General features: G+C 59.6%; 24 protein-coding genes. 12 read left to right on the top strand and 12 right to left on the bottom strand.

The window, feature by feature from the left end; genetic code table 11:
- Window positions 1-538: 538 nt before the first annotated feature.
- Together AB4Y31_RS22485 and AB4Y31_RS22480 are read right to left on the bottom strand one after the other, a co-directional pair.
- Complete coding sequence (locus tag AB4Y31_RS22485) at window positions 539-1,660, bottom strand: Gfo/Idh/MocA family protein (RefSeq protein WP_368675957.1); 1,122 nt, start codon at window positions 1,658-1,660, stop codon at window positions 539-541.
- A 95-nt stretch (window positions 1,661-1,755) separates the two neighbouring features.
- The gene (locus AB4Y31_RS22480) at window positions 1,756-2,721 is read right to left on the bottom strand and encodes a sugar ABC transporter substrate-binding protein (protein ID WP_368675847.1); all 966 of its coding nucleotides are present in this window, start codon (window positions 2,719-2,721) and stop codon (window positions 1,756-1,758) included.
- Window positions 2,722-3,060: 339 nt separating this feature from the next.
- Here AB4Y31_RS22480 and AB4Y31_RS22475 point away from each other — a divergent pair, with 339 nt between their 5' ends.
- Entirely contained in the window at window positions 3,061-3,918 is an 858-nt protein-coding gene (locus AB4Y31_RS22475; RefSeq protein WP_368675846.1) for a sugar phosphate isomerase/epimerase family protein, read from the top strand.
- Between the two features lie 155 nt (window positions 3,919-4,073).
- Entirely contained in the window at window positions 4,074-4,376 is a 303-nt protein-coding gene (locus AB4Y31_RS22470) for a putative quinol monooxygenase (protein WP_368675845.1), read from the top strand.
- A gap of 316 nt (window positions 4,377-4,692) precedes the next feature.
- Here AB4Y31_RS22470 and AB4Y31_RS22465 read toward each other — a convergent pair whose 3' ends face one another.
- A complete protein-coding gene (locus tag AB4Y31_RS22465; RefSeq protein ID WP_368675844.1) occupies window positions 4,693-5,322 on the bottom strand; it encodes an FMN-dependent NADH-azoreductase in 630 nt (209 codons plus the stop codon).
- Window positions 5,323-5,347: 25 nt separating this feature from the next.
- On the opposite strand from AB4Y31_RS22465, the gene AB4Y31_RS22460 reads away from it, so the two are divergent.
- Window positions 5,348-5,602 carry a hypothetical protein gene (locus AB4Y31_RS22460; RefSeq protein WP_368675843.1) on the top strand — a complete coding sequence of 85 codons (255 nt, stop codon included), beginning with the start codon at window positions 5,348-5,350 and terminating at the stop codon, window positions 5,600-5,602.
- Window positions 5,565-5,984, top strand: a complete 420-nt coding sequence (locus tag AB4Y31_RS22455; protein WP_368675842.1) for a winged helix-turn-helix transcriptional regulator — start codon at window positions 5,565-5,567, stop codon at window positions 5,982-5,984. The genes AB4Y31_RS22460 and AB4Y31_RS22455 overlap by 38 nt, the downstream gene beginning before the upstream one ends.
- A gap of 582 nt (window positions 5,985-6,566) precedes the next feature.
- Here the strand turns inward: AB4Y31_RS22455 and AB4Y31_RS22450 are convergent.
- The 4 genes from AB4Y31_RS22450 to AB4Y31_RS22435 form a co-directional block, all read right to left on the bottom strand.
- Window positions 6,567-7,490 (bottom strand): 3-keto-5-aminohexanoate cleavage protein, encoded by a 924-nt coding sequence (locus AB4Y31_RS22450; RefSeq protein ID WP_368675841.1) that lies wholly within the window; start codon window positions 7,488-7,490, stop codon window positions 6,567-6,569.
- A 69-nt stretch (window positions 7,491-7,559) separates the two neighbouring features.
- Window positions 7,560-7,994 (bottom strand): acyl-CoA thioesterase, encoded by a 435-nt coding sequence (locus AB4Y31_RS22445; protein WP_368675840.1) that lies wholly within the window; start codon window positions 7,992-7,994, stop codon window positions 7,560-7,562.
- A gap of 48 nt (window positions 7,995-8,042) precedes the next feature.
- Entirely contained in the window at window positions 8,043-9,383 is a 1,341-nt protein-coding gene (locus tag AB4Y31_RS22440) for an aspartate aminotransferase family protein (RefSeq protein ID WP_368675839.1), read from the bottom strand.
- 108 nt (window positions 9,384-9,491) lie between these two features.
- A complete protein-coding gene (locus AB4Y31_RS22435) occupies window positions 9,492-10,808 on the bottom strand; it encodes an aspartate aminotransferase family protein (RefSeq protein WP_368675838.1) in 1,317 nt (438 codons plus the stop codon).
- A 266-nt stretch (window positions 10,809-11,074) separates the two neighbouring features.
- Between AB4Y31_RS22435 and AB4Y31_RS22430 the strand changes: the two genes are divergently transcribed.
- The 3 genes from AB4Y31_RS22430 to AB4Y31_RS22420 all read left to right on the top strand — a co-directional run bounded on the left by AB4Y31_RS22430 (window position 11,075) and on the right by AB4Y31_RS22420 (window position 13,182).
- A complete protein-coding gene (locus AB4Y31_RS22430) occupies window positions 11,075-11,866 on the top strand; it encodes a TetR/AcrR family transcriptional regulator (RefSeq protein ID WP_368675837.1) in 792 nt (263 codons plus the stop codon).
- A gap of 118 nt (window positions 11,867-11,984) precedes the next feature.
- Window positions 11,985-12,716: a type IV toxin-antitoxin system AbiEi family antitoxin domain-containing protein gene (locus tag AB4Y31_RS22425; RefSeq protein WP_368675956.1), complete on the top strand. Its 732-nt coding sequence runs from the start codon at window positions 11,985-11,987 to the stop codon at window positions 12,714-12,716.
- A 274-nt stretch (window positions 12,717-12,990) separates the two neighbouring features.
- A complete protein-coding gene (locus tag AB4Y31_RS22420) occupies window positions 12,991-13,182 on the top strand; it encodes a hypothetical protein (protein ID WP_368675836.1) in 192 nt (63 codons plus the stop codon).
- Between the two features lie 60 nt (window positions 13,183-13,242).
- Here AB4Y31_RS22420 and AB4Y31_RS22415 read toward each other — a convergent pair whose 3' ends face one another.
- The 3 genes from AB4Y31_RS22415 to AB4Y31_RS22405 all read right to left on the bottom strand — a co-directional run bounded on the left by AB4Y31_RS22415 (window position 13,243) and on the right by AB4Y31_RS22405 (window position 16,387).
- A complete protein-coding gene (locus tag AB4Y31_RS22415; protein WP_368675835.1) occupies window positions 13,243-14,448 on the bottom strand; it encodes a hypothetical protein in 1,206 nt (401 codons plus the stop codon).
- A 405-nt stretch (window positions 14,449-14,853) separates the two neighbouring features.
- Window positions 14,854-15,273: a hypothetical protein gene (locus AB4Y31_RS22410; protein ID WP_368675834.1), complete on the bottom strand. Its 420-nt coding sequence runs from the start codon at window positions 15,271-15,273 to the stop codon at window positions 14,854-14,856.
- Between the two features lie 187 nt (window positions 15,274-15,460).
- Window positions 15,461-16,387 (bottom strand): hypothetical protein, encoded by a 927-nt coding sequence (locus AB4Y31_RS22405; protein ID WP_368675833.1) that lies wholly within the window; start codon window positions 16,385-16,387, stop codon window positions 15,461-15,463.
- A 441-nt stretch (window positions 16,388-16,828) separates the two neighbouring features.
- On the opposite strand from AB4Y31_RS22405, the gene AB4Y31_RS22400 reads away from it, so the two are divergent.
- The 5 genes from AB4Y31_RS22400 to AB4Y31_RS22380 all read left to right on the top strand — a co-directional run bounded on the left by AB4Y31_RS22400 (window position 16,829) and on the right by AB4Y31_RS22380 (window position 21,522).
- The gene (locus AB4Y31_RS22400) at window positions 16,829-17,131 is read left to right on the top strand and encodes a helix-turn-helix transcriptional regulator (RefSeq protein WP_018444013.1); all 303 of its coding nucleotides are present in this window, start codon (window positions 16,829-16,831) and stop codon (window positions 17,129-17,131) included.
- A gap of 114 nt (window positions 17,132-17,245) precedes the next feature.
- The gene (locus AB4Y31_RS22395; RefSeq protein ID WP_368675832.1) at window positions 17,246-18,307 is read left to right on the top strand and encodes an alkene reductase; all 1,062 of its coding nucleotides are present in this window, start codon (window positions 17,246-17,248) and stop codon (window positions 18,305-18,307) included.
- Window positions 18,308-18,485: 178 nt separating this feature from the next.
- A complete protein-coding gene (locus AB4Y31_RS22390) occupies window positions 18,486-19,247 on the top strand; it encodes an SDR family oxidoreductase (protein WP_368675831.1) in 762 nt (253 codons plus the stop codon).
- A 93-nt stretch (window positions 19,248-19,340) separates the two neighbouring features.
- On the top strand, window positions 19,341-19,652 hold the full coding sequence (locus tag AB4Y31_RS22385) for a high-potential iron-sulfur protein (RefSeq protein WP_368675830.1): 312 nt from the start codon (window positions 19,341-19,343) through the stop codon (window positions 19,650-19,652).
- A 121-nt stretch (window positions 19,653-19,773) separates the two neighbouring features.
- Entirely contained in the window at window positions 19,774-21,522 is a 1,749-nt protein-coding gene (locus tag AB4Y31_RS22380; RefSeq protein ID WP_368675829.1) for a tetratricopeptide repeat protein, read from the top strand.
- Here AB4Y31_RS22380 and dapA read toward each other — a convergent pair.
- Window positions 21,444-22,352 carry a 4-hydroxy-tetrahydrodipicolinate synthase gene (gene dapA, locus AB4Y31_RS22375; protein WP_368675828.1) on the bottom strand — a complete coding sequence of 303 codons (909 nt, stop codon included), beginning with the start codon at window positions 22,350-22,352 and terminating at the stop codon, window positions 21,444-21,446. The genes AB4Y31_RS22380 and dapA overlap by 79 nt on opposite strands.
- A gap of 114 nt (window positions 22,353-22,466) precedes the next feature.
- Entirely contained in the window at window positions 22,467-22,766 is a 300-nt protein-coding gene (locus tag AB4Y31_RS22370; RefSeq protein ID WP_368675827.1) for a hypothetical protein, read from the bottom strand.
- Window positions 22,767-22,883: the final 117 nt, after the last annotated feature.

The following is a 22,883-nucleotide window of genomic DNA, read 5'->3' as shown; positions in this document are numbered from 1 at the left end:
GAGCAAGCTCGACGTTTCAACGGCAGCGCTGCCGCTGGTCGGGTTTTGTAGCATTGTCTTCCTCCAATGGAGGATCGGTCTGTCGCCTCGCCGATCCACCTATCGTCCTGCATCCACCTTATTGCGTGCAACATCACGTACCGCCAATCACTCCCGGATCGGCACCGCCTTCAGAACGGGGCGGTCGCGCGTAAGCTCCGAAAGGGATTGCTATCCCGTGTCGACAAGCCTGGCCCAACGGGCGCGTGCGGTCATCAGGAGGTGCGGAACCACAGGGAGAACTGTCGGTGGGATGCGTTGCGCCCAGGTTAGGGCGTGACGTTGTCTCCGTGTTGGTGGACCGCTGCCGCGGTTTCGCTGTTGTTGACGAAAAGGTTATTTCGTCGCCTTCAAAAGAAAAATGCCGGGCGGAAAAATGATATTTCCTCCCCGCGGAAATATCGTCATCGTCCTTGTGACGCATTTCGGGCTCAAAAAAAACGGCCCCGGTGAAGCCCCTCGCCGGAAGCCGCTTAAACGCTGGAGCATTCGTTTTTCGTCAGATCGCGATCGAACGTCCTTCGACCGATGACTTGATGGCGCAGTCTACGACGCGCTGGATCTCCCACGCCTCCTGGAAATCGGGAAACGCCCGCCCCCCTCGATCAATCGCATCGAGGAATCCTGCCATCTCAATGGTCTTGAGATCGTTGAACCCGATCTGGTGGCCGCCTGCGACCGTAAAATTGGCATATGGCGGGTGTGCCGGCCCCGCTTCGATACGGGTAAATCCGGAGGTACGTGGATCGTCGCCGCCGCGGTAAAAGTGGAGTTCGTTGAAACGCTCCTGGGAGAATACGAGCGCTCCCCTGGTCCCATAGACTTCGAACTCAAGCTGCATCTTGCGTCCGGTCGCGGCCCAATTCGCTTCGAGAGTGCCTGAGCAGCCTCGCGCAAACGTGACCATCAGCCGGGCAATATCGTCGACCTTGACCTGGCGTCGCTCGTGCGCGCCAGGTGCAACCGGCCGTGTCTTGTTTACGGTCTCGAGCCGCGCGGTCACCTCCTCGATCGGCCCGAGAAGGAAGCGGGACAGCCCGATGATGTGGTTGCCGATCTCCGCGAGCGCACCCGCGCCGTTTTCCGGATCCACTCGCCAGCCGTAAGGAATTTCGGGGTCCGCCATGTAGTCTTCGGCGTGCACACCACGAAAGCTGGTAATGTCGCCAAGCTCGCCATCGGCGATCATTCGGCGCGCAAGAGCAAGCATCGGATTCTTGATGTAGTTGTACCCGACCTGCGTCACGGCTCCTGCCCCCGAGGCGGCCTCGGCCATCGCCAGTGCGTCGGTTGCCGAAGGGGCGATAGGCTTTTCACAGTGCACATGCTTGCCAGCTGCGATCGCCGCAAGCGCCATCTCGCGATGGAGGCTGCACGGCGTCGTGATGGAGATCACTTTGATTGCGTCGTCTGTGAGCAGTGATTTCCAGTCCGTCGTTGCCCGCTCGAATCCGAACTGCTCCTGGGCTTGTCGCGCGCCTGCTTCATTGACGTCTGCCACCGCGACAAGACGCGGTCGCACCGACTCCGGGAAGGCGTTCGGAACAGCACGGTACGCAAGCGCATGCGCCTTTCCCATAAATCCTGTTCCGATCACGCCGACACCAATCTCTCGTCTCATCCAAACCTCCAAATATCGATCGCCGCACGTCGTGCCGCGATCGCCGAAACGACTGGAGCGCGCGAGGCAGAATCGACTACTGCCTCGACTGCCGATCACTTCTGCTGGGAATAGCAGACCTTCAGGTCCGCCTTCGTCGCGATCGGGTTCGGCAGATACTGGAGCGCCTGCGGGGTGCCGCCGGTAGCCAGCACCTTTGCAGCCTTGGCGGCGTACGCGCCGTCGTCGAAAGGAGACTGCTCGACATCGGCGTATGCTTTGCCGGCGTTAATCAGGTCGACGCCTGACTGGTCGCAGCCGTGGCCGACGAGCACAAGCTTGGAAGGATCGAGGCCAAGACGTTCGGCCGCGGTAACGGTGCCTCGCAGCTGTGCGTCGTTTTCGGTGTAGACGCCCTTCACGTCCTTGTACTGGGTGAACAGTGCCGAAGCGGCCGCGCCCGCCTTGACGGCGTCCCAGTCGCCCGGAAGAGCGCCCACGACCTGAATTCCCGGTGCATCTTTTTTCAGTTGGTCGACGAACCCCTGGTAGCGCTGGAGCTGCGGCGGCGTGCCCATCGGCCCATTGATGACGATCACCTTGCCGGTCGCACCATAGCCCTTATCCTTGAAGCCCTGGATCATAGCTTTGGCTGCGGCCTGACCGTTGCTGATATCGTTCGGCCCGGTGAACACCTTCCAGTACCGGGAGTACTTCTGATCCGGCATCGAATTGGAAATCACGAGCGGAATCTTCGCCTGGTCGATTTTGCGAATCGACGGGACCATCGCGCTTGAGTCGACCGGAACGAGCACGATGACATCCGGCTTTTGTGCGAGGGCTTGCTCGACCTGCGTGGCCTGTTCATTGGCGTCGTAGTTCGTGACCTTCACATCGAGGTTGATGCCCTGAGCTTGTGCTTCCTTCTTGAAGCCCTTGATGTAGAGCGCCCAGTATTCGACGCTCTGGGTCGGCATGAGCAGTGTGACACGAGGTTGGCTTGCTGCGCTCGCTACGGTGCTCAACGACGTCACCAGCGTTGCGAGGGCGACGCCAGCGAGAACGCGATTGCGGATGATCATGAGTTGTCTCCTTTTGGACCACACCCGAAATTGAGTGTGTTGGTTTCTGATGTTTTCGAGGCAACAGTAAGGGGCGCAGGCTGAAAGAAAAATGCGGTCCGACGAAAAGTTATTTCCTCGCAGCGGAAAAATGTGCTGCAAGCGCATCGATCAGATGCGCCGAGGCTAACAATCGGATTCGAGGGTGCCCAACCTCACCGCCACCGGCCCGTGTAGAACAAATCTCTACATTTAGTGGAACGCGGATGTGTTTATCGGCCCGGGTTTCTACGCGATAGTGATGTTCATGGTGACCGGTTTCATCTCGCCACCCACCTGTTCCCCATCGAGAGAGTCGAAATGTCAAAGTCCAATTTTGAACTCGTCGCAGCCTATTTCACGCTGTCCGGCGACGTCTATCCATTTGGTCCCACCGAGATCAGTCCGTTCAGCTTCAAGGATCGCGTTGAGGCTGCCGCCAAGGCCGGATGGTCAGGCATCGGGCTCATCCATTCCGACATTTACGCGACTGCCGACAAGATCGGCTTTGCCGAGATGCGACACATCCTCGAAGCCAACGGCATCAAGCACGTCGAGTTCGAGTTCCTCGTCGATTGGTACCAGACAGGCGAACGTCGTCGCACGTCTGACAGCATGCGCTACTACTACCTCAAGGCCGCCGAAGAACTGCGCGCGCGCATCGTCAAGGTCGGCCCCGGCATCGGGGAAGAAACCGCAAATGTTCCGCTCATGGTCGAAGAGTTCGGCAAGCTGGCCGAAGACGCGGAGAAGCGCGGTACGCAAGTCATGCTCGAAATCATGCCGTTCAGCAACGTTCGGACGATCGAGACCGGTAAGGCAATCGTTGAAGGCGCCAACAAGGCGAATGCAGGACTCCTGCTCGACATCTGGCATCTCTCGCGCGGCAACATCGATTTCGAGGAAATCGCGACGATCAAGCCCGAGTTCATCAAGGGCATTGAGCTCGACGATGCGGACCGCTATGCGATCGAGCCGCTGTGGATGGACACCTGCCACAAGCGTCGCCTGCCGGGCGAAGGCGTCCTCGATGTTAAGGGCTTCATCAAAGCCGTGCAGGCAACTGGCTTTGATGGTCCTTGGGGTGTCGAGATCCTCTCCGAAGTCGAGCGCAAACTCCCGCTGGAAGAAATGGCGATGCGCGCATACAACGCGACGATTCGCCAGTTCGAAGACTAAGCAGCAATTCGCGACCAGTATCCAGACGGCCGCAACCACACGTCAGCGGCCGTCTTCCTCTTTGCGAGTCCCACCCGTCAACCGCTCGACAAAGTTCTCTTCGCCAGCCTCGCGTCGAGCTCATCACCTACAAAGCGAACACCGAGGAACATACCATGCTATCTCTCTACGTCCGATTCAAACTCGCTCCCGGTACCAAACCCTTGTTCGTGCCGCATCTCGACGAACTGATGCAAGCGATGGCCGAAGAACCAACATTCGTGAGCGCAGTGCTCAGCGAAGACCCTGGCGCGGCCGACGAACTGGTTCTCTTCGAAGTGTGGAACGGCTCCCAGGAGGAATGGCTCGCTCAGCAACCTCAGAAGCCGTATCGAGCCGCCTACGACGATGCGACCAGGGACCTGATTGCCGACAAAGAAGTACGGTTTCTCGCGCCCGTCTCCATTCGGAACAAGTAGGGTCGATTCGCACCGCGGGACAACGGGAACCCAATTCCCTTGTCCGCATGGACCCGTCAGAATGCAGGACACGCGGCGAGAAAGACGATCTTAAGCCGCGTATGGAAACGCGTTTTTAACTTTACGAAGAAACGAACCTGCCTCTGGCTTTGCAGCTCAGTTTGCCGGGCTTATGCTCCGCCCTCTGGAACAAGGTTTCATCGGTCGGAACATCACTAGCACCGCTTCGCAGGCCCTTTGGACTAGGTGCTTTCCTTTGCATGCTACGCATCTGCAACGACTTCGCTGATAGGCCTAATTCACATGTTTCACCGACCTAACGTGCCACGTTGATGGATTCGATGCCGTCCAGCGCCCTGCGCACCGCGAGGGAACTCTCGTCCGGCCCCAGTGCCAATCCTTCAGCCACGACAACCTCGACGTCGTTAATGCCAACGAGCGCGAAGATATCGCGCAGGTAGCGTTCTGCGTGCTCGCGTCCAGCGTTCGGCGACCCGTCGGCAAAAACTCCACCCCGGGCGATAGCGACGATGACCCGCTTTCCGCCCGCCAACCCGACCGGTCCCGCGTCCTCTCCGTAGGTGAAGGTTTTACCGGCCACCACAATGCGATCGACCCAAGCCTTCAGCGGACTGGGAATCGAATAATTATAGAACGCCACCCCGATCACCACCGTATCGGCATCGAGGAATTCCGAAAGCGCCCGGGCGCTGTCGGCGACGTCTCTTTGCTGTTCGTCGGAAAGTCGCAAGATATCTGCCGAAGAGACAAGCGCTCCGAACACCGGCTCCGTCAAGTGCGGCAGGGGATTCGCTGCGAGATCACGATAGACAATCTCGAGGCTACGATTATGGTCCGTCAATTTCGCCACGATTGCGGCCGATAGTCGCCGACTGACCGAATTGCTCGTTTGGATACTGGTATCAAGGTGTAGAACTTTTCTCATGGGGGCTGTGATGATTTCTTGATTGATGAAGAGTCTGCTGACGGAGTTCACTATCGGACGACGCCTGCGCGTCAAGCGCGGGGATGTAGCCGGGAAAGCCGCCACCTGCACGATTTGTCCGCTAACTCGAAACGAACAAATCGTTCGTGACACTATGTTTGATGTCGCATACATTGACAAGAACGCACAACAAGGTGCGGCGGTAACAAAGATGTTCCTTGAGGGCAAAGCGGTGGGGGCTAATGACGAACGCGAAACCATCAACAGTCCGCATTCTTGAGGCGGACGATGAAACTCGGGCCGAGTGTCGGGCGTTGGCTCAGGTACTGGATCGGATCGGCGATAAATGGACCGTACTCGTCGTGGGCATTTTATCGGGCGGTCCACAACGCTTCACTACCATCCTGCGGACGATGGGGGGCGTCTCACATCGGATGCTCACGTTGACCTTACGTGGCCTCGAACGTGATGGCCTGGTCACCCGCACTGTCTATCCGTCGATTCCGCCCAAGGTCGAGTACGAACTCACGGACCTCGGATACTCGCTGATCGCGCCGTTGAAGAGCCTCTCGTCTTGGGGACGAGAGAATCGTCTTGCCATAGAGGACGCAAGAACTCGATTCGACGCCCACGCGGAGACTCCGGCGCCAACCACGCCTTGAGGCCGCGGTGACCGTGAAACGTGACAAGCCGAACCATGATGCGTTTTGCACCCGAGAATTCATCCGTTCGGCATAGCGGGCCGGTACTTCAATGCATGCGCTGCGGTGTCGCGAAGGGAACTACTCTTTGATGCTTGGTGGTCTTCGACATCAATAACGGTTGATCTGGCCTTCCATTTGTGCTTCGTTTCCGGGGATTGCCGGTGATGTAGCCGCACACTTTTCCCGCTGAGTAGTGAGTGCGTCTCGCATCTTGCGGACACGTGCAGGCGATTCGGTGCCGTGCGGGGAATGCGACAGATCTGGGCGGAAATCTCGCGCTTCGTTCGGCTCGAACCGCCAAATCGGGAGCCTCGACGATCGCCACCTCATCGTCGCGGTCGTTCTTGCTTGTCAACTTTAAGCGACGCTCTTTGTCCCGTGTCACTGGCGCGCGGATGCGCGCAACAAGGATGCGGACGCCTTAGGCACCACGGGGCTGCATCTTGAGAGTCGGACTATGACGCCAACTGCAGAGCCTGTGGTTGCGACTAGTTGCTGGAAGCGGCAAACGCCGCATCCGCGACTACCCAAGTCACAAAATCACGCGACTCCGAAGTGAGGGCGCGCGGACGTATCGTTACGCGGTAGCCCCATAATTTGGCGAGTTTCAGCAGGCGTGGCGATTTCGTAGTCCATTTCCCGGAGGATACGCACGGTGCGCTCGACCAGTTCGACGTTGCGTGCCAATTCACCGTGTCGGTAGTACAGGTTGTCCTCGAGACCGACCCGAATGATCTGACCGCCTAGCAGCAGGGAGTTGATGCCTGCAGGCAGTTGTGCGGGCCCGATACCGCTGACGCAGAATACGCTATCTTGTGGTAGCAAGTCGACCATGTACTGCAACGACTTCGGGTTGTAGGGCATAGCGTTCTGGAAACCGCGATGCGCATTCATTACGAGATTGAATACGTACGGGGGCTCGTCCAAGCCCATCTGGATCAGCCGCGTGGCATCCTGGACGATATGGGTCGGACTGAATACTTCCCATTCTGGCTTGATACCGCGCTTCTTCATTTCCTCCGCGAGAAACTGGCATCTTGAAGGCGAGGTGTTCAGAAGAACCTCCTTACCACCAAAAGTCGCAACGAAGGTGCAGGCATCGAGAGTACACATCTCGGCACCGGCTTCCATGCCCTTAAGACGCTCCTCCCACACGGTGTCCAACATCCCCCCCTCGATGGGACGAATCATGTCGCCATGAACACCACCGCCAGTCGAGTTGTTGATAACGATGTCGCACTTAGCTCGAATCTGCTCGTTGATACTGCGATAGATGTCGGCATTGCACGTCGCCTCGTCGTCAGGACGGCGCGCATGTACGGCAACGACGCTAGCGCCGGCGTTGTAGCAGTCGTACACGTCTCTCGCGATCTCTTCGGGCTGGGTAGGCAAGTGGGGGTTCTGCGACTTGAATGCCATCCCTCCGGTGGGTGCGATGAGGACGATAACCTTGTTCGTAACCATGTCAGTGTCTCCATGAAAAGTTGGATAGCTTCGGGACCGCCACTCGAGCCGCGGTCACAAGGAGCTGTACTATTGCTCGGTCTCCTCGGCCAAAAACAACGAAAGGCGCCGACGAAGATCGTCCGGAATGGCGACGGGTTCCCGGCGCTCGAGCGAAAAGAGGACGATCGTCTGCTGAACGCGTACGCGTAGCACGTCGCCGGCGAATGCCGCGAGCGAAAGGCCAATAGAGCTTGTCCCGATCCGCTTGACCGCCAGCTGCATTTGCAAGGCGTCGCCGATTTTGCTCGGAGCGAAAAAGTCCACTTCCATGCGTACCGTAGGTACCCCGAGTTTCTGATTGGCAATGAAATCCGCGTAATTCACGCGCAATCCATCGTTGAACCAGTCCTCTATCAACTCGTGGAAGAGCACGAAGTACTGCGGATAGAAGACGATGCCTGCCGGGTCGCAATGCTGAAAGCGAACGAGCTTTTGCGATTCGAATGAACCTGCGATATTCATCGTGCCTTTCCCATCCGACGCCTCCTATGTCGAAGCGTCAGCCGTATTTCAGTCAAGCGCGCCCTCACGCTCGAGATCACGTTCGAAATCGAGCAACGAACGCCCAAGCCGTTCGACGAGATCGTCAATTTCCGCTTCTGTGATGATCAGCGGCGGCGCAATCAGCTGGATGTCACCGAACTTGCCGCGGTTGGCACGCCGGTTGTAAAGCGCGATGCCATGCGCGAGTCCATAGCTCGTCAGACGGGCAGGCGCATTCATTGCCAGTGGAAGTTGACGTCGGGTCTCCTTGTCCGCGACAAGCTCGATCGCCATGAGCAAGCCCTTGCCACGCACGTCACCGACGAGACGGCTTGCCTGCTGCAGATCGCGAAGCCTTCGGTCAAGATACTGCCCCATCCACGCAGCCCGTTCGACAAGCCCCTGCTCCACCACCTCGTCGATCACGGCCTCGGCAACGGCACAGGAGAACGGGTTCGAAAAGTAGGTATGTCCGTGGACAAAGCCGCCCTGCGCGCCAATCGTCTCAACGACGCGGTTCGGCGCGAGCACCACGCCAAACGGCGTATAGCCAGCGGCAAGGCCTTTGGCCAGTGTCACGATGTCCGGACGTGAGCCTTCCCAGTGATGCGAGCACAGGAAAGCGCCCGTGCGACCTGCACCACACATAATCTCGTCATGGATCAGCAGCACTCCGTAACGGTCGCAGATCTCGCGGACCCGACGGTAGTACCACGGCGGCGAGACCAGCGCGCCGCTGGACAGGCCGCCGACCGGCTCGAGAATGAATGCGAGCACGGTATCGGGCCCCTCCTCGACGATTCGCTGTTCGAGCGCCTCTGCGCAGGCTGCGACATGCTCTTCGGCCGTCACGCCGGGAGACAGCCGGTACGTCAGCGGCGCGGAAATCTTCGGCATCGACTGGAACATCGGGCCGTAGATCGACTCAGTGAACGAGTCACCCGTGACGGCCATGGCGCCCATGGTCGAGCCGTGGTAGCTCGGATCACAGGAGATCACCTTCCAGCGCGTCGACTGTCCACAGGCGACTGCGTACTGCCTTGCAAGCTTCAGTGCTGCTTCATTGGCCTCCGAACCGCCCGAGACAAAGAACGCACGATCGAAGCCCTCGCCAGCCAGTTCGGTGAGCTTACCGGCCAGGCGGACGTTCTGTTCGCTCTCAAAAAAGCGCGGATACGCAAAGGTGACGCGGTGGGCCTGTTCCGCCATCGCAGCAACGACACGCGAATTGGAGTGGCCAAGATTGCTCACGACCGCGCCCGAGGTTGCGTCCAGATACCGGGTGCCGCGCTCGTCGTACAGGTGGACACCTTCGCCGCGCGCGATGCGCGGAGGGCGCGTCGCGCCCTTCGGGAGGTAGAAACTCATGACACTTCCGCCACGAGGTGTGTCTCCTACGAGACGTTTTCCAGCCATATCTTCCATTTCAATGTACCTCCCAATGCGCGCTGCCTCTTGCGGCGACAGTAATTGCTTTCAGGCGAGGACGCCCGCGTAGCGCTCCAAAAACGTATCGAAGGCCGACAACAGTCGCCCGATCTCCTTTTCGGTAATTGGCATACTCAATACGATGAAGCCACGGCGGGCCAGATAGATGCCATGTTCAACCATGTGAAAGAAAAAGAGATCCTTGACGCTATTGCCCTCGGGCAGCAGATCTTTCACGGATCGTATTGCGTGCCTGCCAGCCTGAAGATTCATAAGCGACCCTCTCCCGATAAACTGGAGAGGGACGTTGCGGTCCGCACAAATCGCGTTCAGCCGTTCCCGAAGCTGATCGCCCCTGGCGTTCATTTCACGCGCGACGTCCGCGGTGTACAGACTGGATAGACCTGCTGCGCCGGCCGCCATGCTCAGGACGTTGTTGTTGAAGGTGCCGGCATGCGGCGTGGCACCGGGCTTGCGCGGATCGAACTGATCCATGATGGATGCCCGCCCGCCGAACGCGCCGAAAGACATCCCGCCTCCGATGTACTTTCCGAGTGTCGTGAGGTCCGGCGTGATCCCGAGCGCTTCCTGCAGCCCACCGGGCGCCAGTCTCGAAGTCATGACTTCGTCAAAAATCAGGAGCGCGCCGTACATCGACGCAAGCTCCCGCAACCCGGTCAGGAAGTCCCTTTCGCCGCAAATGCAACCCGCCGCTCCCTGCATCGGCTCGACGACGACGGCTGCGACCTCCACGGGATGCAATTCAAAAAGACCCTGCACGCTCGCCAGATCGTTGTAGTTCGCGATCAACAGGTCGTGCGGAACGTTGACCGGGCTGTTGCCTTTTGCCAAGGTCAGGACCCCGCCGTGATATCCACCAGCGAAGACGATAACCTTGTCACGGCGGGTGTGGACCCGTGCAGCCGAGATCGCCATCAGGTTCGCTTCGGTACCCGAGTTCGTGAACCGCACCGCGTCGACCGCCGGAAAGCGATCGCAGATCAGACGCGCAAGCTCCGACTCCAGCAGGTTATGCCCACTCAGATTTATCCCGGCATCGAGCGCACGATCGATGGCCTCCCGGATGACGGGGTTCGAGTGTCCATAGAGACCCGCCGTGAACTCCGCGATGAAGTCGATGTATTCGTGACCGTCCGCATCCCAGAGATGGCAACCCTCACCGCGAGCGATCGCGAGCGGGAATGGACCGTAAAAGAGCACCGACCGCGTATTGCCGCCAGGCATGAACTGAACGGCCCGCTCGTATTGAAGCGCGCTTTGTGGGTTGCATTCGGTGTAACGCTCGACCGCGCGATCGATCGCCTCGGCAAGCGTGGGAAAGGCTGACGTAATGGACTTTTCCATCGAGATGTCCCTGTGCATGGCATTCGCGGCCCTCTGACGGAACCACGGCAAGTCTGGATAAAACGGCGAACTACGATTCATTGTACATCGTACAACGCGAGACGCAAGCTGCTATGGGCCGCGCGGGAGAACAGGACGATTGCGAGCCGCTTGCAGCGAAAGTCGCCGGGTTGATTGTCCGGTCTACAATGGACCCTTGTTCACCACGCAATCGCGTTTAGGCAACGAACAGACAAATGACGAGATCAGCTCGCAATGCGACCCGCGTGGAGAAAGCGGGCACCGTCAGGAAAGGCCGCGGCACTGCCGAAGATACCGGCCGAGCTCGTGCCGGTGCTTCCCCGGCGTCGCGCACTCATACAAAGAAAGGGGGGGCTACCGGTTCCGGACTCAGCAAGGAAAGAATCATTGCTGCGGCGATCGAGCAGATTGATCGCAACGGGCTCATGGGATTCAGCTTGCGCGATGTAGCGCGATCGCTTGGCGTCTATCCGTCCGCGGTGTACTGGCACGTTGCGACGCGTGACGACCTTCTCGCGTCGGTTGTCGAAGCCACAATGGCCAACGTTGCGCCCGAACTCGGCAAGTTGTCGTGGCAGGACTGGCTCAGGGAACTGTTTTCCCGATGCCGCGAGGTGATCCGCCGGCACCCGAACGTCGCGCAGCTCCTCGGCGGACACCTCGTCGCCAATGCAAGCCTGAGCCCCGGCATGATCGACAGGATTCTCTCTGTGCTTGTTGCGGCCGGATTCAAGGATGATCAGATTGTCGACATGTATAACGTGGTTATCGCAACGATGGTCGGCTTTTCCACGCTTGAATTCGCATCCATGCCGACGGACGACCCCGCGGGATGGGCAGCGCAACTGCAGGAGAAGGTGAGCTCGATCCGGGCGCTCGAGTTTCCGACGTTGGCAAGGTACCTCCCGGCGATGGCAAACAGGTCGTTTATCGTCCGCTGGCAGAACGGCACGGACGCCGCCATGGACTCCAGCTTCAGGGCATATGTCGAAACTGCTATTGCTGGCTTGGAGCGTTCGCTGGCGCGCGCTCGATGATTGCCGGCCGGGCGAAACCCGCCCTAGGCCGTGAGCAGTCTGAAGACGCGTTAAAAAATTGCAAATAATCAAAATTTCTGGCATATACTGCAATCTGATAACGCAGCCGGTAGAAATGATGAGCAACAAAACAGTGCAGCGGCTGATGCAGGAAAGCCGGCACGGTCATCCTATCGATTCCGACATGCTCCGTGACATGGGGATCAGCGCTGCGCTCGCGGCGCACATGGTCAAATCCGGGTGGTTACAGCGGCTCTCACAGGGCGTCTACCTTTTGACCGGGGACACGCCGACAAGGGACGGTTCGATCGCATACCTGACGCGACGCATTGCCGGCCTTCACGTTGGGGGGAAAACGGCCCTTTCCTGGCAAGGCGTCCGTCACAACATCGCGTTTCGCGAAAAGGTTGTGCTATGGGGCCAGAAACCCTATCGCATCCCCTCCTGGGTGGACCAGTACATGACCTATTCATTTCAGACCACTGCCCTGTTCGACAACGATCTGCGTTACGAAAAGGGCCTCAAGCCGCTTCCCGCTGGCAATCCAGAGGTCAAGGTGTCTGTTCCCGAGCGAGCGATTCTTGAACTCGCCAGCGACATTGGCAAAGGTCAGTCGCTTGAGGAAGCGAGCAACCTGATGGTGAGCCTGCGTAACCTGCGCGCCGACGTACTGGACGAATTTTTGAGGCACTGTCACCGGGTGAAGGTTGTCAGGCTCGTGCGTGATCTCGGACGTGAGGCCGATTTTCCGTGGGCTCGGGGAATTCAGAAGCATGTAGACCGCCTTGGCGCCGGGAAAAGATGGTCGAATCAGACCCAAAATGGCCGGATAACACTCAAACCAGAATAAATGACGTCCACGTGGACACCCTCGTCGCAGAAGGGGAAGCGACGATGCACTCGGTCGATGGGAAACCGAGATACCGTGTACGTTACATGCTGGATACGGATCTCGTAGAGAGGCACAACAGATCAGGCTCTTCATCCCAACGGCCGCGCAAGCGGCCACACGACCGTCGATGCCGTGATCTTCTCGGTGCTCGATAATGCACTACAGGTTCTGCTCGTCCAGCGCCCGGCCGAAACTTGTTGCCAGAGCCGTCACGCTGCCGCAGCTTCAACGCATGTACGAGATCGTGCTCGGTCGGCCCATGGACAAAAGTGGGTTTCGCACGCGGATGCTCGCTGCAGCCTTCCTGAAGGAAGTGGGTTATATCGCCGGGGAATCGAATCGGCCGGCGATCTGCTACAACCTCGCGGACCGCAATGCGGTAGTTGGCTTCCCACGCAGACTCAGTCCGCGTAGCGGCGGCTGAGCTCCGTTCGATGTGCTACACCCCTGTGGAGAGCGTTCGCTCATCGATCCACAGTACTATTCATTTCCGCTTCCGATGAAACTGATCGCTGCCCGCCAGCAATGACGAACTGGAAACGGGAGTCTTGACGCGCCCCGATCCTTTGGATTTCTCGCCGGCGTCTGGCTTTGGTCCCCCCGCCTGCTGATACGCCAGCCTTCCCGCGGGGCTGAGTGAATCAATGACCATCTGCTCAGCAACGGCTCGGCCCTGCTCCTCCTGCGCCATCCGGTGACGAGCCATCGCCTCTGTAGAATCTACCTCAATTGGGCAAACGAATTCCTTCTGCTCTTTTTTCCCGCTAGTCTCCATCGCGATCAGACTCTCGACATCCTTCCTGTGAGTATAGTAGGCGGTACTTTTATACGCTTCTTCAATATCGCTCATCCCGGCGGCAAATCTCCCAGCTTCTCGCGCACGCCCATAAGCTGATTTAATAATAATTACAAACTTTCTTCTAAGTCCAAACGTATATCGAACTAGCGACTCCGCGTCTTTATCGACGTCAAAGTCGAGAACTCCTCCTGCCACGCGCTTGCATTCACGAATGTAATTCTTCCATGCCGTTTCCGAAATTTCGGTCGCCACTGTGTCGGGTAGAACCACGACCGGATTGCTTAACAGCCGGTCACGGTCTTGCGGCGGACGCGCCAGCAATTTGGCGACCAGATTGAAGTTTGCGGCGAAGAAAAATGGAAATCTGAGGTACGATAGCTCGAGCAATGATTTGGTCACCAGTGTATTTGCGGTCGTACTTTGTGTCATGTACTGCATTTCGTCGACCATCACCCCGCAACAACCCGACCGAAAACCGACCAGCGCTGTGGTATCCCGCGCTCGTTTCAGATCTCTCATGGGGAAGCCGTCGTCTTCTTTCAGTCGCGTCTTCTCATGGGCTGAACTAGTTGTCCCTGACCATTGCCGGTTAAATGCCCAGCAGGTGCGCCGGAGGATGCCAAGCTCGCTACGCTCGTCCTCGATCGTTAGGTGACGAAAGCCAAGTAAAGGCAAAACGTGACCGGCACCCGCATTGACGGTATCGTCTTCTAGCAGACGGGTCGCAGCAACAAAGATCGAAGTCTTTCCGCCTCCAGGTAGGCCTGTCACGCACACCGGATTCCAGGGAGCCGTCTTGCGATGGTAGATCTCGAAGTCGTACAGCCGCCGTAGGAATTCCTTTGCGCTCGGAAAGGCCTCACGTGAGTATTGCTCCGCCGCATCGAGCATGCGGCGATGTACGTGCAGGGAGAAAGGTACACCAGAAGAGCTCGAACGATGGGGAAGACTGATGCGATCGTATTGGAATGAGGACAACGGGGGAAGAGGCAAAACTTTTCATGACGATGCATACGCATTTCTGAAAATCAGCTCGCAGATTGCTTGACGCATTTTCTTCCTGATTGGCCGCGCAACTTTCCAGCATCCACCTCAATGCCTTACCGACCAACGAATTCTTGACCAGCGAAGATTGGAGCATAGCCATTCACACGCCCAATCGCCTCGGGAGCAAAGCGGTACTTGGACCGTCATCAGGATCTACCGTCTCAGGCCTGAGATCGTGGACGCATCTGCGGGACATCCTGAATTCCGATGTTTGGCCAGATCTTTCCGGACAAGCTCTGGCGATGATATTCAGCGCCCCGACTCAGATCCACAGTCTCGGTGGCGGATCACAAATGTGTTAGCGCTATTTCCTGGCCAAGTTGGCTGGTCTTCGCGCGCCCACCAAGCTCCTTCTATGCCATCCAGCGGTAGCCTATTCAGGAGTTGCAACAGGGCGCTCTCCCCGTGTACGTTTCGATCTGCCACGTAGACATGCACCTCGCGTGGCTCTTCGTTGAATGAGACAAAGACAAGCGGCACTTCGTCTACCTGAAGAAACATCGCATCGCTGTCCTTGTTGCGAAAAATGGGCGGGAAGTCTTTCCCGCCTGTCCGTTCTGCGAGGGCGTCTGCAATCGCTGCCAACGATATTCGCAACACAACAGCAGGCTCCATTTCACCAGGCGCAGCGAGCTCCTCAGGAAGCATCAGCCTATAGGGATAGCTCATGACGCAACTCCGACAACTTCGCAATTGGAGCGATCACAACATCATCGCCTTACAGAGTTAATATAGTAGCCCCGTGTGGGTTCCGCCGCGCCAGAGCAAACTCGCTCCCCGACCCATCGCGCGGAGGCACGTCGGAGGCCTCGGCTGGGACGGGCCAAAGCTCGATCGGAATGCAGCACATCTTGGCTCACCAGCGATCATTGGGATCTCCGCAGTACTCCGCTCTGGCCGCTTCGACGACGCGCTGCGGATTGCGCACAAAGACATCCGCCGGCGTTTCGCCAGAAAGTAGCGGGTGTGGCGAGTAGAGCCAGAATGCACGCCGCCAGCCGTTCCTGTCTTCTTCATCCCCAGGCAGGACTTTCAGCAGATCGGCGACCGCGGGGCGAATCGCACCGTGGGTATCGAACTGGAAGTCCGGGTGCCTGTAGGTACGTTCCGCAGCGACCCATACTCCGAGCAACGCTCCATTCGATCGCCGACGAGCCGCGTACTGGTGTGGGTTGCTTCGGGACCTCGCGCCAGCCATTTCCGCAACGCGTTTCCCATCGGGCCAGTTCCTGGATAGAAGCTCATTGCGGAATGCAATGGCCTCCTCCTGAGGACCACCTTTCCCGGTGGCAGCCGGCGGCGACTTCGCTGAACACGTGTTATCACAGTCACCGCCCGTCTCGTCAAGGATGGAATCGAGCAGTTTCACGAGGTCACTGTGGGGACCTTCGGCGGAGATCCACAGCGCGTGGTCAGAAATTGCAGCCCAGTGTAGTTCAAGGTCGTGCCAGGATTGCAAATGCAGGTGCTCGAGATCGTCCTCATTCCCACGTGTCGCCTTGCAGAGAATCTGAGTTGCCTCATGAGGATAGCTGCCGCTGAAGTGCGCCAGCACGTTTCTGAACTCCGAATCGGGTCGAGCGAGTCGGCGCACGAGAGCAAAAATGAACGTCATCCTCGAAAATGTAAACGACGGCTGACCCGGGGTTCGTCGCGAAAAGAACCGCAACCGGGCGCTACCGAGCGGTTCCGATGCCACCGCTTCCCATACTTTCACGTTCCCCATCTCGACGACGGGAAGATTCCCCTTTTGGGCAATCTCGACGAAGTCGATCGACGACATAACTGTCCTCCTTCACTCTATGCGGCTTGCAACGCTCCCGCCCGGGCGCACGCTACCGGTCGCCGAGTGCAAGTGATGATGGGCTCGTTAGAAACGTTAGCCTAGTTAGGCTGACCTTGAAAGCACTAAATGACTTCCGCACCGGATAGTCGAGGGCTACCAATAGACAGTTCTCTAGAAGCGGGAAAACGCTCCCCTCTTTGCGAGGCAATGTGGCGAACTAGCGTGCACCGCTCGGTGCGCCCGAAAGGGTCACGCACGGCCTCCTGTGCTTCCCAGCGTCGTGACGCACTTTATTCCCACAAGACGCACTTTATTCCCGCAGATCAAACGAACTCGGGCAGCCTGCCGAATGCCCCTAAAGCATATCGGACATTTCCGATATATAATTCTGCCAACAGCGATGCAGTCCTCGCTGGGCTTGTAGCTTCTTCGCTTGATATGACGATAGACATCGATGCCATTCACAAGGCGCTTGCGAACCCCGTGCGTCGGGAGATTCTCGCGTGGCTCAAGGACCCGGAGGCTAACTTCCCGGCCCAGGAGTTACCGCTCGACCAGGGCGTGTGCGCGGGACAGATCAACGCGCGCGTCGGCCTTTCGCAATCGACTTGCTCCGGACACATGGCCACGCTGCAAAGCGCCGGCCTGGTAACGGTGAAGCGCATCGGCCAGTGGTGCTTCTTTAAGCGCAACGAGGCCGTCATCCAAGCATTTCTCGATTCGCTGCGATCGGATTTGTAAGGCCGTTCTCCGGCCCTTCGTCCTTTCGTCGCGTGTTGGTTGTTCGTCATCGTTCCATCGACGTAATTCAACGTCATACGGCGGGCGTGCAGCCCGCAACGAGGTGATATTGCTATGCCAACACTTTTCGATCCGCTAGTCGTCGGCGACCTGACCTTGCCGAACCGCATCATCATGGCCCCGCTCACGCGTCAGCGCGCAGGCGACGAGCGCCTGCCCAATGCGCTGATGGCGAAGTACTACGCCGAGCGCGCATCGGCGGGGCTCATTCTCAGCGAGGCTACCTCCGTTACGCCGCAAGGCGTCGGCTACGCCGCGACGCCCGGCATCTGGTCCGACGAGCAGGTCGAAGGCTGGAAGGTCGTGACGGATGCGGTGCATGCCGCGGGCGGACGCATCTTTCTGCAGCTTTGGCACGTCGGCCGCATCTCGGATCCGATCTTCCTGAACGGCGAGCTGCCGGTCGCGCCGACGGCCATCGCGCCCGAAGGGCACGTGAGCCTCGTGCGCCCGAAACGCCCGTTCGTGACACCGCGCGCACTCGAGCTGCATGAGATTCGCGACGTCGTCGCCGCCTTCCGCAAGGGCGCGGAAAACGCGAAAGCCGCGGGCTTCGACGGCGTCGAGATTCACGGCGCGAACGGCTACCTGCTGGACCAGTTTCTGCAAGACAGCACGAATCGTCGCACCGATCTTTACGGCGGCCCGATCGAGAACCGCGCGCGCCTCCTGCTGGAAGTCGTGGACGAATGCATCGCCGTCTGGGGTGCGCAACGTGTCGGCGTCCACCTCGCGCCGCGCCGCGACATTCATTCGATGGGCGACTCCACCCCGCGCGAAACGTTCGGTTATGTCGCGCGCGAACTCGGCAAGCGGGGCATCGCGTTCATCTGCGCGCGCGAATCGCTCGGCGACGATCGTCTCGGGCCGTTCCTGAAGGAAGAATTCGGCGGCGTCTATATTGCGAACGAAGGGTTCACGAAAGAAATGGCGCGGAAGGTACTCGATGCGGGAGAAGCCGATGCGGTGGCTTGGGGCAAGCTCTTTATCGCAAACCCCGATCTGCCGGAGCGCTTAAAGCTCGATGCCGACTTGAACGCGCCGAATCCTGACACATTCTATTCGGAAGGCCCGGTCGGCTATATCGACTATCCGTCGCTCGCCGTAGCTGCCTGAGCAGGCACATAGCATCCTAGTCTGCACCCGGTTCCGCCAGCGCCTTCCATAACGGGGGCGGCCGGCGGAGCCGGTTGCCGTGCAACGAGCCGCGAGCTGGATGCACATTGCGCCACATCCGCCCATCGGAACAGTTATCCTTTTGTTCTCGATAACTTCGCGGATGCAGCGTTTCGCCATGACTTCCCCCACCTCGTTTGCCTCGAAGGCCATCGTCACGGGCCATACACGCGGACTGGGCGCCGCGCTATCCGAAGTCCTTTTAGCCCGCGGCTTCGCCGTGCTCGGCGCTGCTCGCAAGCGGCATCCCGCGCTTGCCGCACGATTTCCGGGCGCATTCGAAGAAGTCGAAGTCGATCTCTCCAATGCGCAAGACCTCGAAAAATGGCTCGCCGATGGAAGCGTGCAGCGATTCTTGCAAGGCGCCAGGTTAGCGCTTCTCGTCAATAACGCCGGCACCGCCCAGCCGATCGGCCCAAGCAGCGCGCAATCGCCCTCGGACGTGGGACGTGCCGTCGTGCTGAACGTCGCTGCCCCGCTCATGCTTTCAAGCGCATTCGCCGCGGCAACCGCGGGCGCGCCCGATCGTCGCATCGCTCACGTTTCGAGCGGCGCGGCGCGCAACGCATACGCCGGGTGGAGCATCTATTGCGCGACGAAAGCGGCCCTGGACCATCATGCGCGAAGCATCGCACTCGACGCCGAACCGGCGCTGCGCATCGCGACCATCGCACCCGGTGTCGTCGATACCGACATGCAGGCCCAAATCCGTAATGTCGACGAAGCGCACTTTCCCTCGCGGCAAAAATTCGTCGATCTCAAGCGTTCGGGACAGCTGACGTCGCCAGAGCTGGCGGCGACGAAGTTCGTCGATTATCTGCTCAGCGACGCCTACGGCCAGTCGCCGACGGTCGACTTACGATCGTTGCCGTCGCAATGACGCGGTTGGCCCCGCCTTGTTCGCGTCGAGCGCAGCGCCTTTCATGAATTTCGTTGATCCTGACAACCACACCACATAAGCGGGAGTACCAACATGAAAGCATCGCGTCGTACGTTTGTCATCGGCAGCGTCGCCGCCGTTTCCGCACTGACTTGGCAACGCCAGGCCCTCGCCGATACTGCTCCCAAGCTCGATGAAAGCGACCCGCAGGCCAAACAGTACAGTTACAAGCTGGATGCCGCGAAGGTCGATGTAGCGACGTCTCCGGCGTACAAGCCCGGACAGACTTGCGCCAACTGCTCGCTCTTTCAGGGCCAGTCGGGCGATCCCTACGGAGGCTGCATTATTTTCGGCAACAAGCAGGTGGCAGCCGCCGGTTGGTGTAACGCCTATACGAACTCCTAATGTGCTATTAGAGAACGCTCGCGTTCCGCCCAGCCGATGATCGTCGCCTAAACGTTCCGGCTCACATTCAAAAACTACGATTAGGTATGTCCTTTACAGAAGTCCACGGGGCTCCCGGTTCATGAGGAAGCCCAGCAAACAGCGGCATCTCGACAAATTGCTGGAACAAGCCGTCGCGCTTCAGCAAAACGGCGCGTTCGCCGATGCCGAAGAGCTCTATCGCGAAATCCTCGCCGAACGTCCGCGCCATTTCGATGCCTTGCAGTTGCTCGGCGCACTGTCGTTGCAGACCGGCCGCATCGAGGAAGGTGCCGAACTCCTGAAGCAGGCTCTGTCGATCAACGCCACGCAGGCGCCGCTCCACTCCAATCTCTCGTTCGCGCTGAACTCGCTCGGGCGGCACGAGGAAGCGCTCGCAGCCGCCAATCGCGCGCTGTCGCTGAAGCCGGGCTTTTCCGATGGGCTCAACAATCGCGGCATGGCGCTCGCGGCCCTTGAGCGTCCGCTCGATGCGCTCGCGAGCTTCGAGAAAGCGATCGCGGCAAGGCCGGATTTCCCCGAGGCATGGAGCAACCGCAGTTGCGCGCTGCGCGATCTCGGACGGCCCGCCGACGCGGTCGCGAGCTGCGACCAGGCGCTCGCGCTGCGCCCCGACTATGCCGAGGCCTGGAGCAACCGCGGCAACGCATTGAGCGACATGAACCGGCCGTCGGATGCGCAAGTGAGTTATGAACGCGCGCTCGCGGCGTCCGGGGAATTCGCAGACGCATGGAACAACCTCGGCCTGACGTTCATCGACATGAACCGACAGGAGGACGCGCTCGCCTGCTATGACCGCGCACTCGCCCTCGGGGCGGATGCCGTCGAAACACATTGGAATCGCGCGCTTTGTCTGCTGCAGATGGGTCGATTCGACGCGGGCTGGGCCGAGTACGAATGGCGTTGGGAACGCAAGCGCATCAAGGCGGGCAAGCGCGCATTCGATGCACCGCTGTGGCTTGGCGATGCGCCGCTCGACGGCAAGACGATTCTCCTGCATGCGGAGCAAGGCCTTGGCGACACGCTGCAGTTTTGCCGTTACGCGGCGCTCGTTGCGCGGCAAGGCGCACAGGTCATTCTGGAAGTGCAGCCCGAACTCATGCGGCTACTCACGGGACTCGAAGGTGTCGCACAGCTCGTCGAAGCGGGGCAGACGCTGCCATCCTTCGACTACCACTGCCCCCTTCTGGGTCTGCCACTGGCGTTGCATACGGACATATCGACGATACCAGCAAAGACGCCCTATCTCTTTGCCGATCCGAAGGAGTCCGAACGGTTTCGCGCCCGCATTGCCGAAATCGGCGATGAAGCCGAAAACGAAGCCGGAAACGATGCAAACCTCAACGTCGGGCTCGTCTGGGCAGGAGGCAGCCGGCCGCATGTCCCGGAGCTGCGCAGAAACGACTCGCGACGCTCGCTCTCGTTCGAGCAACTCGGCCCGATCATCGATGTGCCCGGCGTCCGTTTCTTCAGCCTGCAGAAGGGGCCGCCCGCCGCGCAGCTCGAAGCCGCGCGTGCGGGCCGCGAAGCGTGCCGCCCTATCGTCGACTGGACCGGCGAGCTCAGCGATTTCGCCGACACGGCCGCATTGGTCGACAACCTCGATCTCGTCATTTCCGTCGATACGTCGACGGCTCACCTCGCCGGCGCGATGGGCAAGCCGGTCTGGATCATGAACCGCCTCGACACCTGCTGGCGCTGGATGCTCGAGCGCTCGGACAGCCCGTGGTATCCGAGCGCCCGCCTCTTTCGTCAGCCCGCGCTCGGCGATTGGGCGAGCGTCATCGATGCGGTGGCCGAAGCCTTGTCAGTCAAGAGCCGCGCAAGCTGATTGGCCAACGCCTCGCTCGCCCGCGTCATAGGCACGCGCAACTCGTTGTCGATCAGCCCGAGCGCCGCGAGCGCCGCCTTTACGGGAGCGGGGTTCGGTTCGGACATGAGCGCACGCACGAGAGGCGCGAGCTCGTGAAAGATCGCGCGGCCATCCGCCAGCCGCCCCTCGGCGAGCGCGCGATGCATCGCCACGAAGCGCTCGGTCCGCAGATGCGCGCTGGCCGAGATCGCTCCGCTGCCGCCCATGCAAAGTGTGCTGAAGATCGCGTCGTCGTTGCCGGCCAACACTTGCAAGCGCCCGTCGCGGATCAGTGCGAGCGTCGTATCGACAGCGCCCGAGCAATCCTTGATCGCCATGATGCGCGGGTGCGCGGCAAGCGTCAGCAACGTATCGAGCTCGATGCGCACGCCGGTCCGGTACGGAATGTCGTAAAGGACGATCGGCTTCGTGCTCAGATCGGCCAGTCGTTCGAAATGTTCGACGAGCCCCGCCTGCGAAGGACGAATGTAATAAGGTGCGCTGATGAGAAGGCCTGAGATGGGCTGCTCGTTCATGCGCCGCACGCGGTTCTGCAGTTGCGCCGTCTGATTTCCGGCGAGGCCGGCAATGACGGGCACGCCTTCCGCCTCCCGCAAGATCGTGTCTAGTACCGCATCCTGCTCGCCGAGCGAGAGCGCCGCGGGCTCGCCGGTGGTGCCCAACGCGGCAAACCCCGCTACGCCGGCCTTGCGATAGCGATCGACGAGCGCCGCCAGCGCGCCGTGATCAACGGCGCCGCGCGAGAACGGCGTGACGAGCGGGATCCAGATACCGGAAAAAATCGACATGTCTTCACCTCGAAAAATGACCGAAGGAATCCGTCGAACAGTGAGGGGAAGGCGCAGGGATGAAAGCCGGTTTGTCGCTGTCCCGTCGTAAGTCCGACGGCAACAGCGTGCCGGTCAGACGAGCAGCTGTTTTTTGGCTTTGGAAACCGCAAGCGCGATCGCACGCGACGCGACGCCTGCCGCGCCGGGCATGGCGAGCATCTGCGGCATGGCGATCACGAGGAGAAGCGGGTATGCGGATTCCATTCGGCGAAGTTTATCTGGTGCGCCACGATTGATCCAGTGCAAATTTAATTCTCTTGTCCCGTGCGCATCGATCTTTGCGTTGAGCCGCCGCTCCGATGCCCCGCGCGCCACGCGAATTATTGACGTGCGTTGAATGGAGTTACCCAACGCACTCTCTTTATCGGCCAAGGCTCAGCAGCAACAATGCGTCGTCGACGCTTTCGCAGACGACGCGCAGGCAAGTGCTATCGCCCGATAAGCCTCACCGTCAGGCTATACGCGCAAATTGCCTCGTTATCCTGAAAC

The organism is Trinickia sp. EG282A (assembly GCF_040965455.1).
Taxonomy (GTDB): Bacteria; Pseudomonadota; Gammaproteobacteria; order Burkholderiales; family Burkholderiaceae; genus Trinickia; species Trinickia symbiotica.
The sequence above is the reverse complement of the archived record's forward strand: the minus strand, read 5'-3'. Positions and strand labels throughout refer to the sequence as shown.

Excerpts from the sequence above, each read along its gene's own strand:
- AB4Y31_RS22485 (WP_368675957.1), bottom strand. The coding sequence starts at position 1,660 with ATGAGACGAGAGATTGGTGTCGGCGTGATCGGAACAGGATTTATGGGA.
- AB4Y31_RS22480 (WP_368675847.1), bottom strand. The coding sequence starts at position 2,721 with ATGATCATCCGCAATCGCGTTCTCGCTGGCGTCGCCCTCGCAACGCTG.
- AB4Y31_RS22475 (WP_368675846.1), top strand. The coding sequence starts at position 3,061 with ATGTCAAAGTCCAATTTTGAACTCGTCGCAGCCTATTTCACGCTGTCC.
- AB4Y31_RS22470 (WP_368675845.1), top strand. The coding sequence starts at position 4,074 with ATGCTATCTCTCTACGTCCGATTCAAACTCGCTCCCGGTACCAAACCC.
- AB4Y31_RS22465 (WP_368675844.1), bottom strand. The coding sequence starts at position 5,322 with ATGAGAAAAGTTCTACACCTTGATACCAGTATCCAAACGAGCAATTCG.
- AB4Y31_RS22460 (WP_368675843.1), top strand. The coding sequence starts at position 5,348 with ATGAAGAGTCTGCTGACGGAGTTCACTATCGGACGACGCCTGCGCGTC.
- AB4Y31_RS22455 (WP_368675842.1), top strand. The coding sequence starts at position 5,565 with ATGACGAACGCGAAACCATCAACAGTCCGCATTCTTGAGGCGGACGAT.
- AB4Y31_RS22450 (WP_368675841.1), bottom strand. The coding sequence starts at position 7,490 with ATGGTTACGAACAAGGTTATCGTCCTCATCGCACCCACCGGAGGGATG.
- AB4Y31_RS22445 (WP_368675840.1), bottom strand. The coding sequence starts at position 7,994 with ATGAATATCGCAGGTTCATTCGAATCGCAAAAGCTCGTTCGCTTTCAG.
- AB4Y31_RS22440 (WP_368675839.1), bottom strand. The coding sequence starts at position 9,383 with ATGAGTTTCTACCTCCCGAAGGGCGCGACGCGCCCTCCGCGCATCGCG.
- AB4Y31_RS22435 (WP_368675838.1), bottom strand. The coding sequence starts at position 10,808 with ATGGAAAAGTCCATTACGTCAGCCTTTCCCACGCTTGCCGAGGCGATC.
- AB4Y31_RS22425 (WP_368675956.1), top strand. The coding sequence starts at position 11,985 with ATGAGCAACAAAACAGTGCAGCGGCTGATGCAGGAAAGCCGGCACGGT.
- AB4Y31_RS22420 (WP_368675836.1), top strand. The coding sequence starts at position 12,991 with ATGTACGAGATCGTGCTCGGTCGGCCCATGGACAAAAGTGGGTTTCGC.
- AB4Y31_RS22415 (WP_368675835.1), bottom strand. The coding sequence starts at position 14,448 with ATGCTCGATGCGGCGGAGCAATACTCACGTGAGGCCTTTCCGAGCGCA.
- AB4Y31_RS22410 (WP_368675834.1), bottom strand. The coding sequence starts at position 15,273 with ATGAGCTATCCCTATAGGCTGATGCTTCCTGAGGAGCTCGCTGCGCCT.
- AB4Y31_RS22405 (WP_368675833.1), bottom strand. The coding sequence starts at position 16,387 with ATGTCGTCGATCGACTTCGTCGAGATTGCCCAAAAGGGGAATCTTCCC.
- AB4Y31_RS22400 (WP_018444013.1), top strand. The coding sequence starts at position 16,829 with ATGACGATAGACATCGATGCCATTCACAAGGCGCTTGCGAACCCCGTG.
- AB4Y31_RS22395 (WP_368675832.1), top strand. The coding sequence starts at position 17,246 with ATGCCAACACTTTTCGATCCGCTAGTCGTCGGCGACCTGACCTTGCCG.
- AB4Y31_RS22390 (WP_368675831.1), top strand. The coding sequence starts at position 18,486 with ATGACTTCCCCCACCTCGTTTGCCTCGAAGGCCATCGTCACGGGCCAT.
- AB4Y31_RS22385 (WP_368675830.1), top strand. The coding sequence starts at position 19,341 with ATGAAAGCATCGCGTCGTACGTTTGTCATCGGCAGCGTCGCCGCCGTT.
- AB4Y31_RS22380 (WP_368675829.1), top strand. The coding sequence starts at position 19,774 with ATGAGGAAGCCCAGCAAACAGCGGCATCTCGACAAATTGCTGGAACAA.
- dapA (WP_368675828.1), bottom strand. The coding sequence starts at position 22,352 with ATGTCGATTTTTTCCGGTATCTGGATCCCGCTCGTCACGCCGTTCTCG.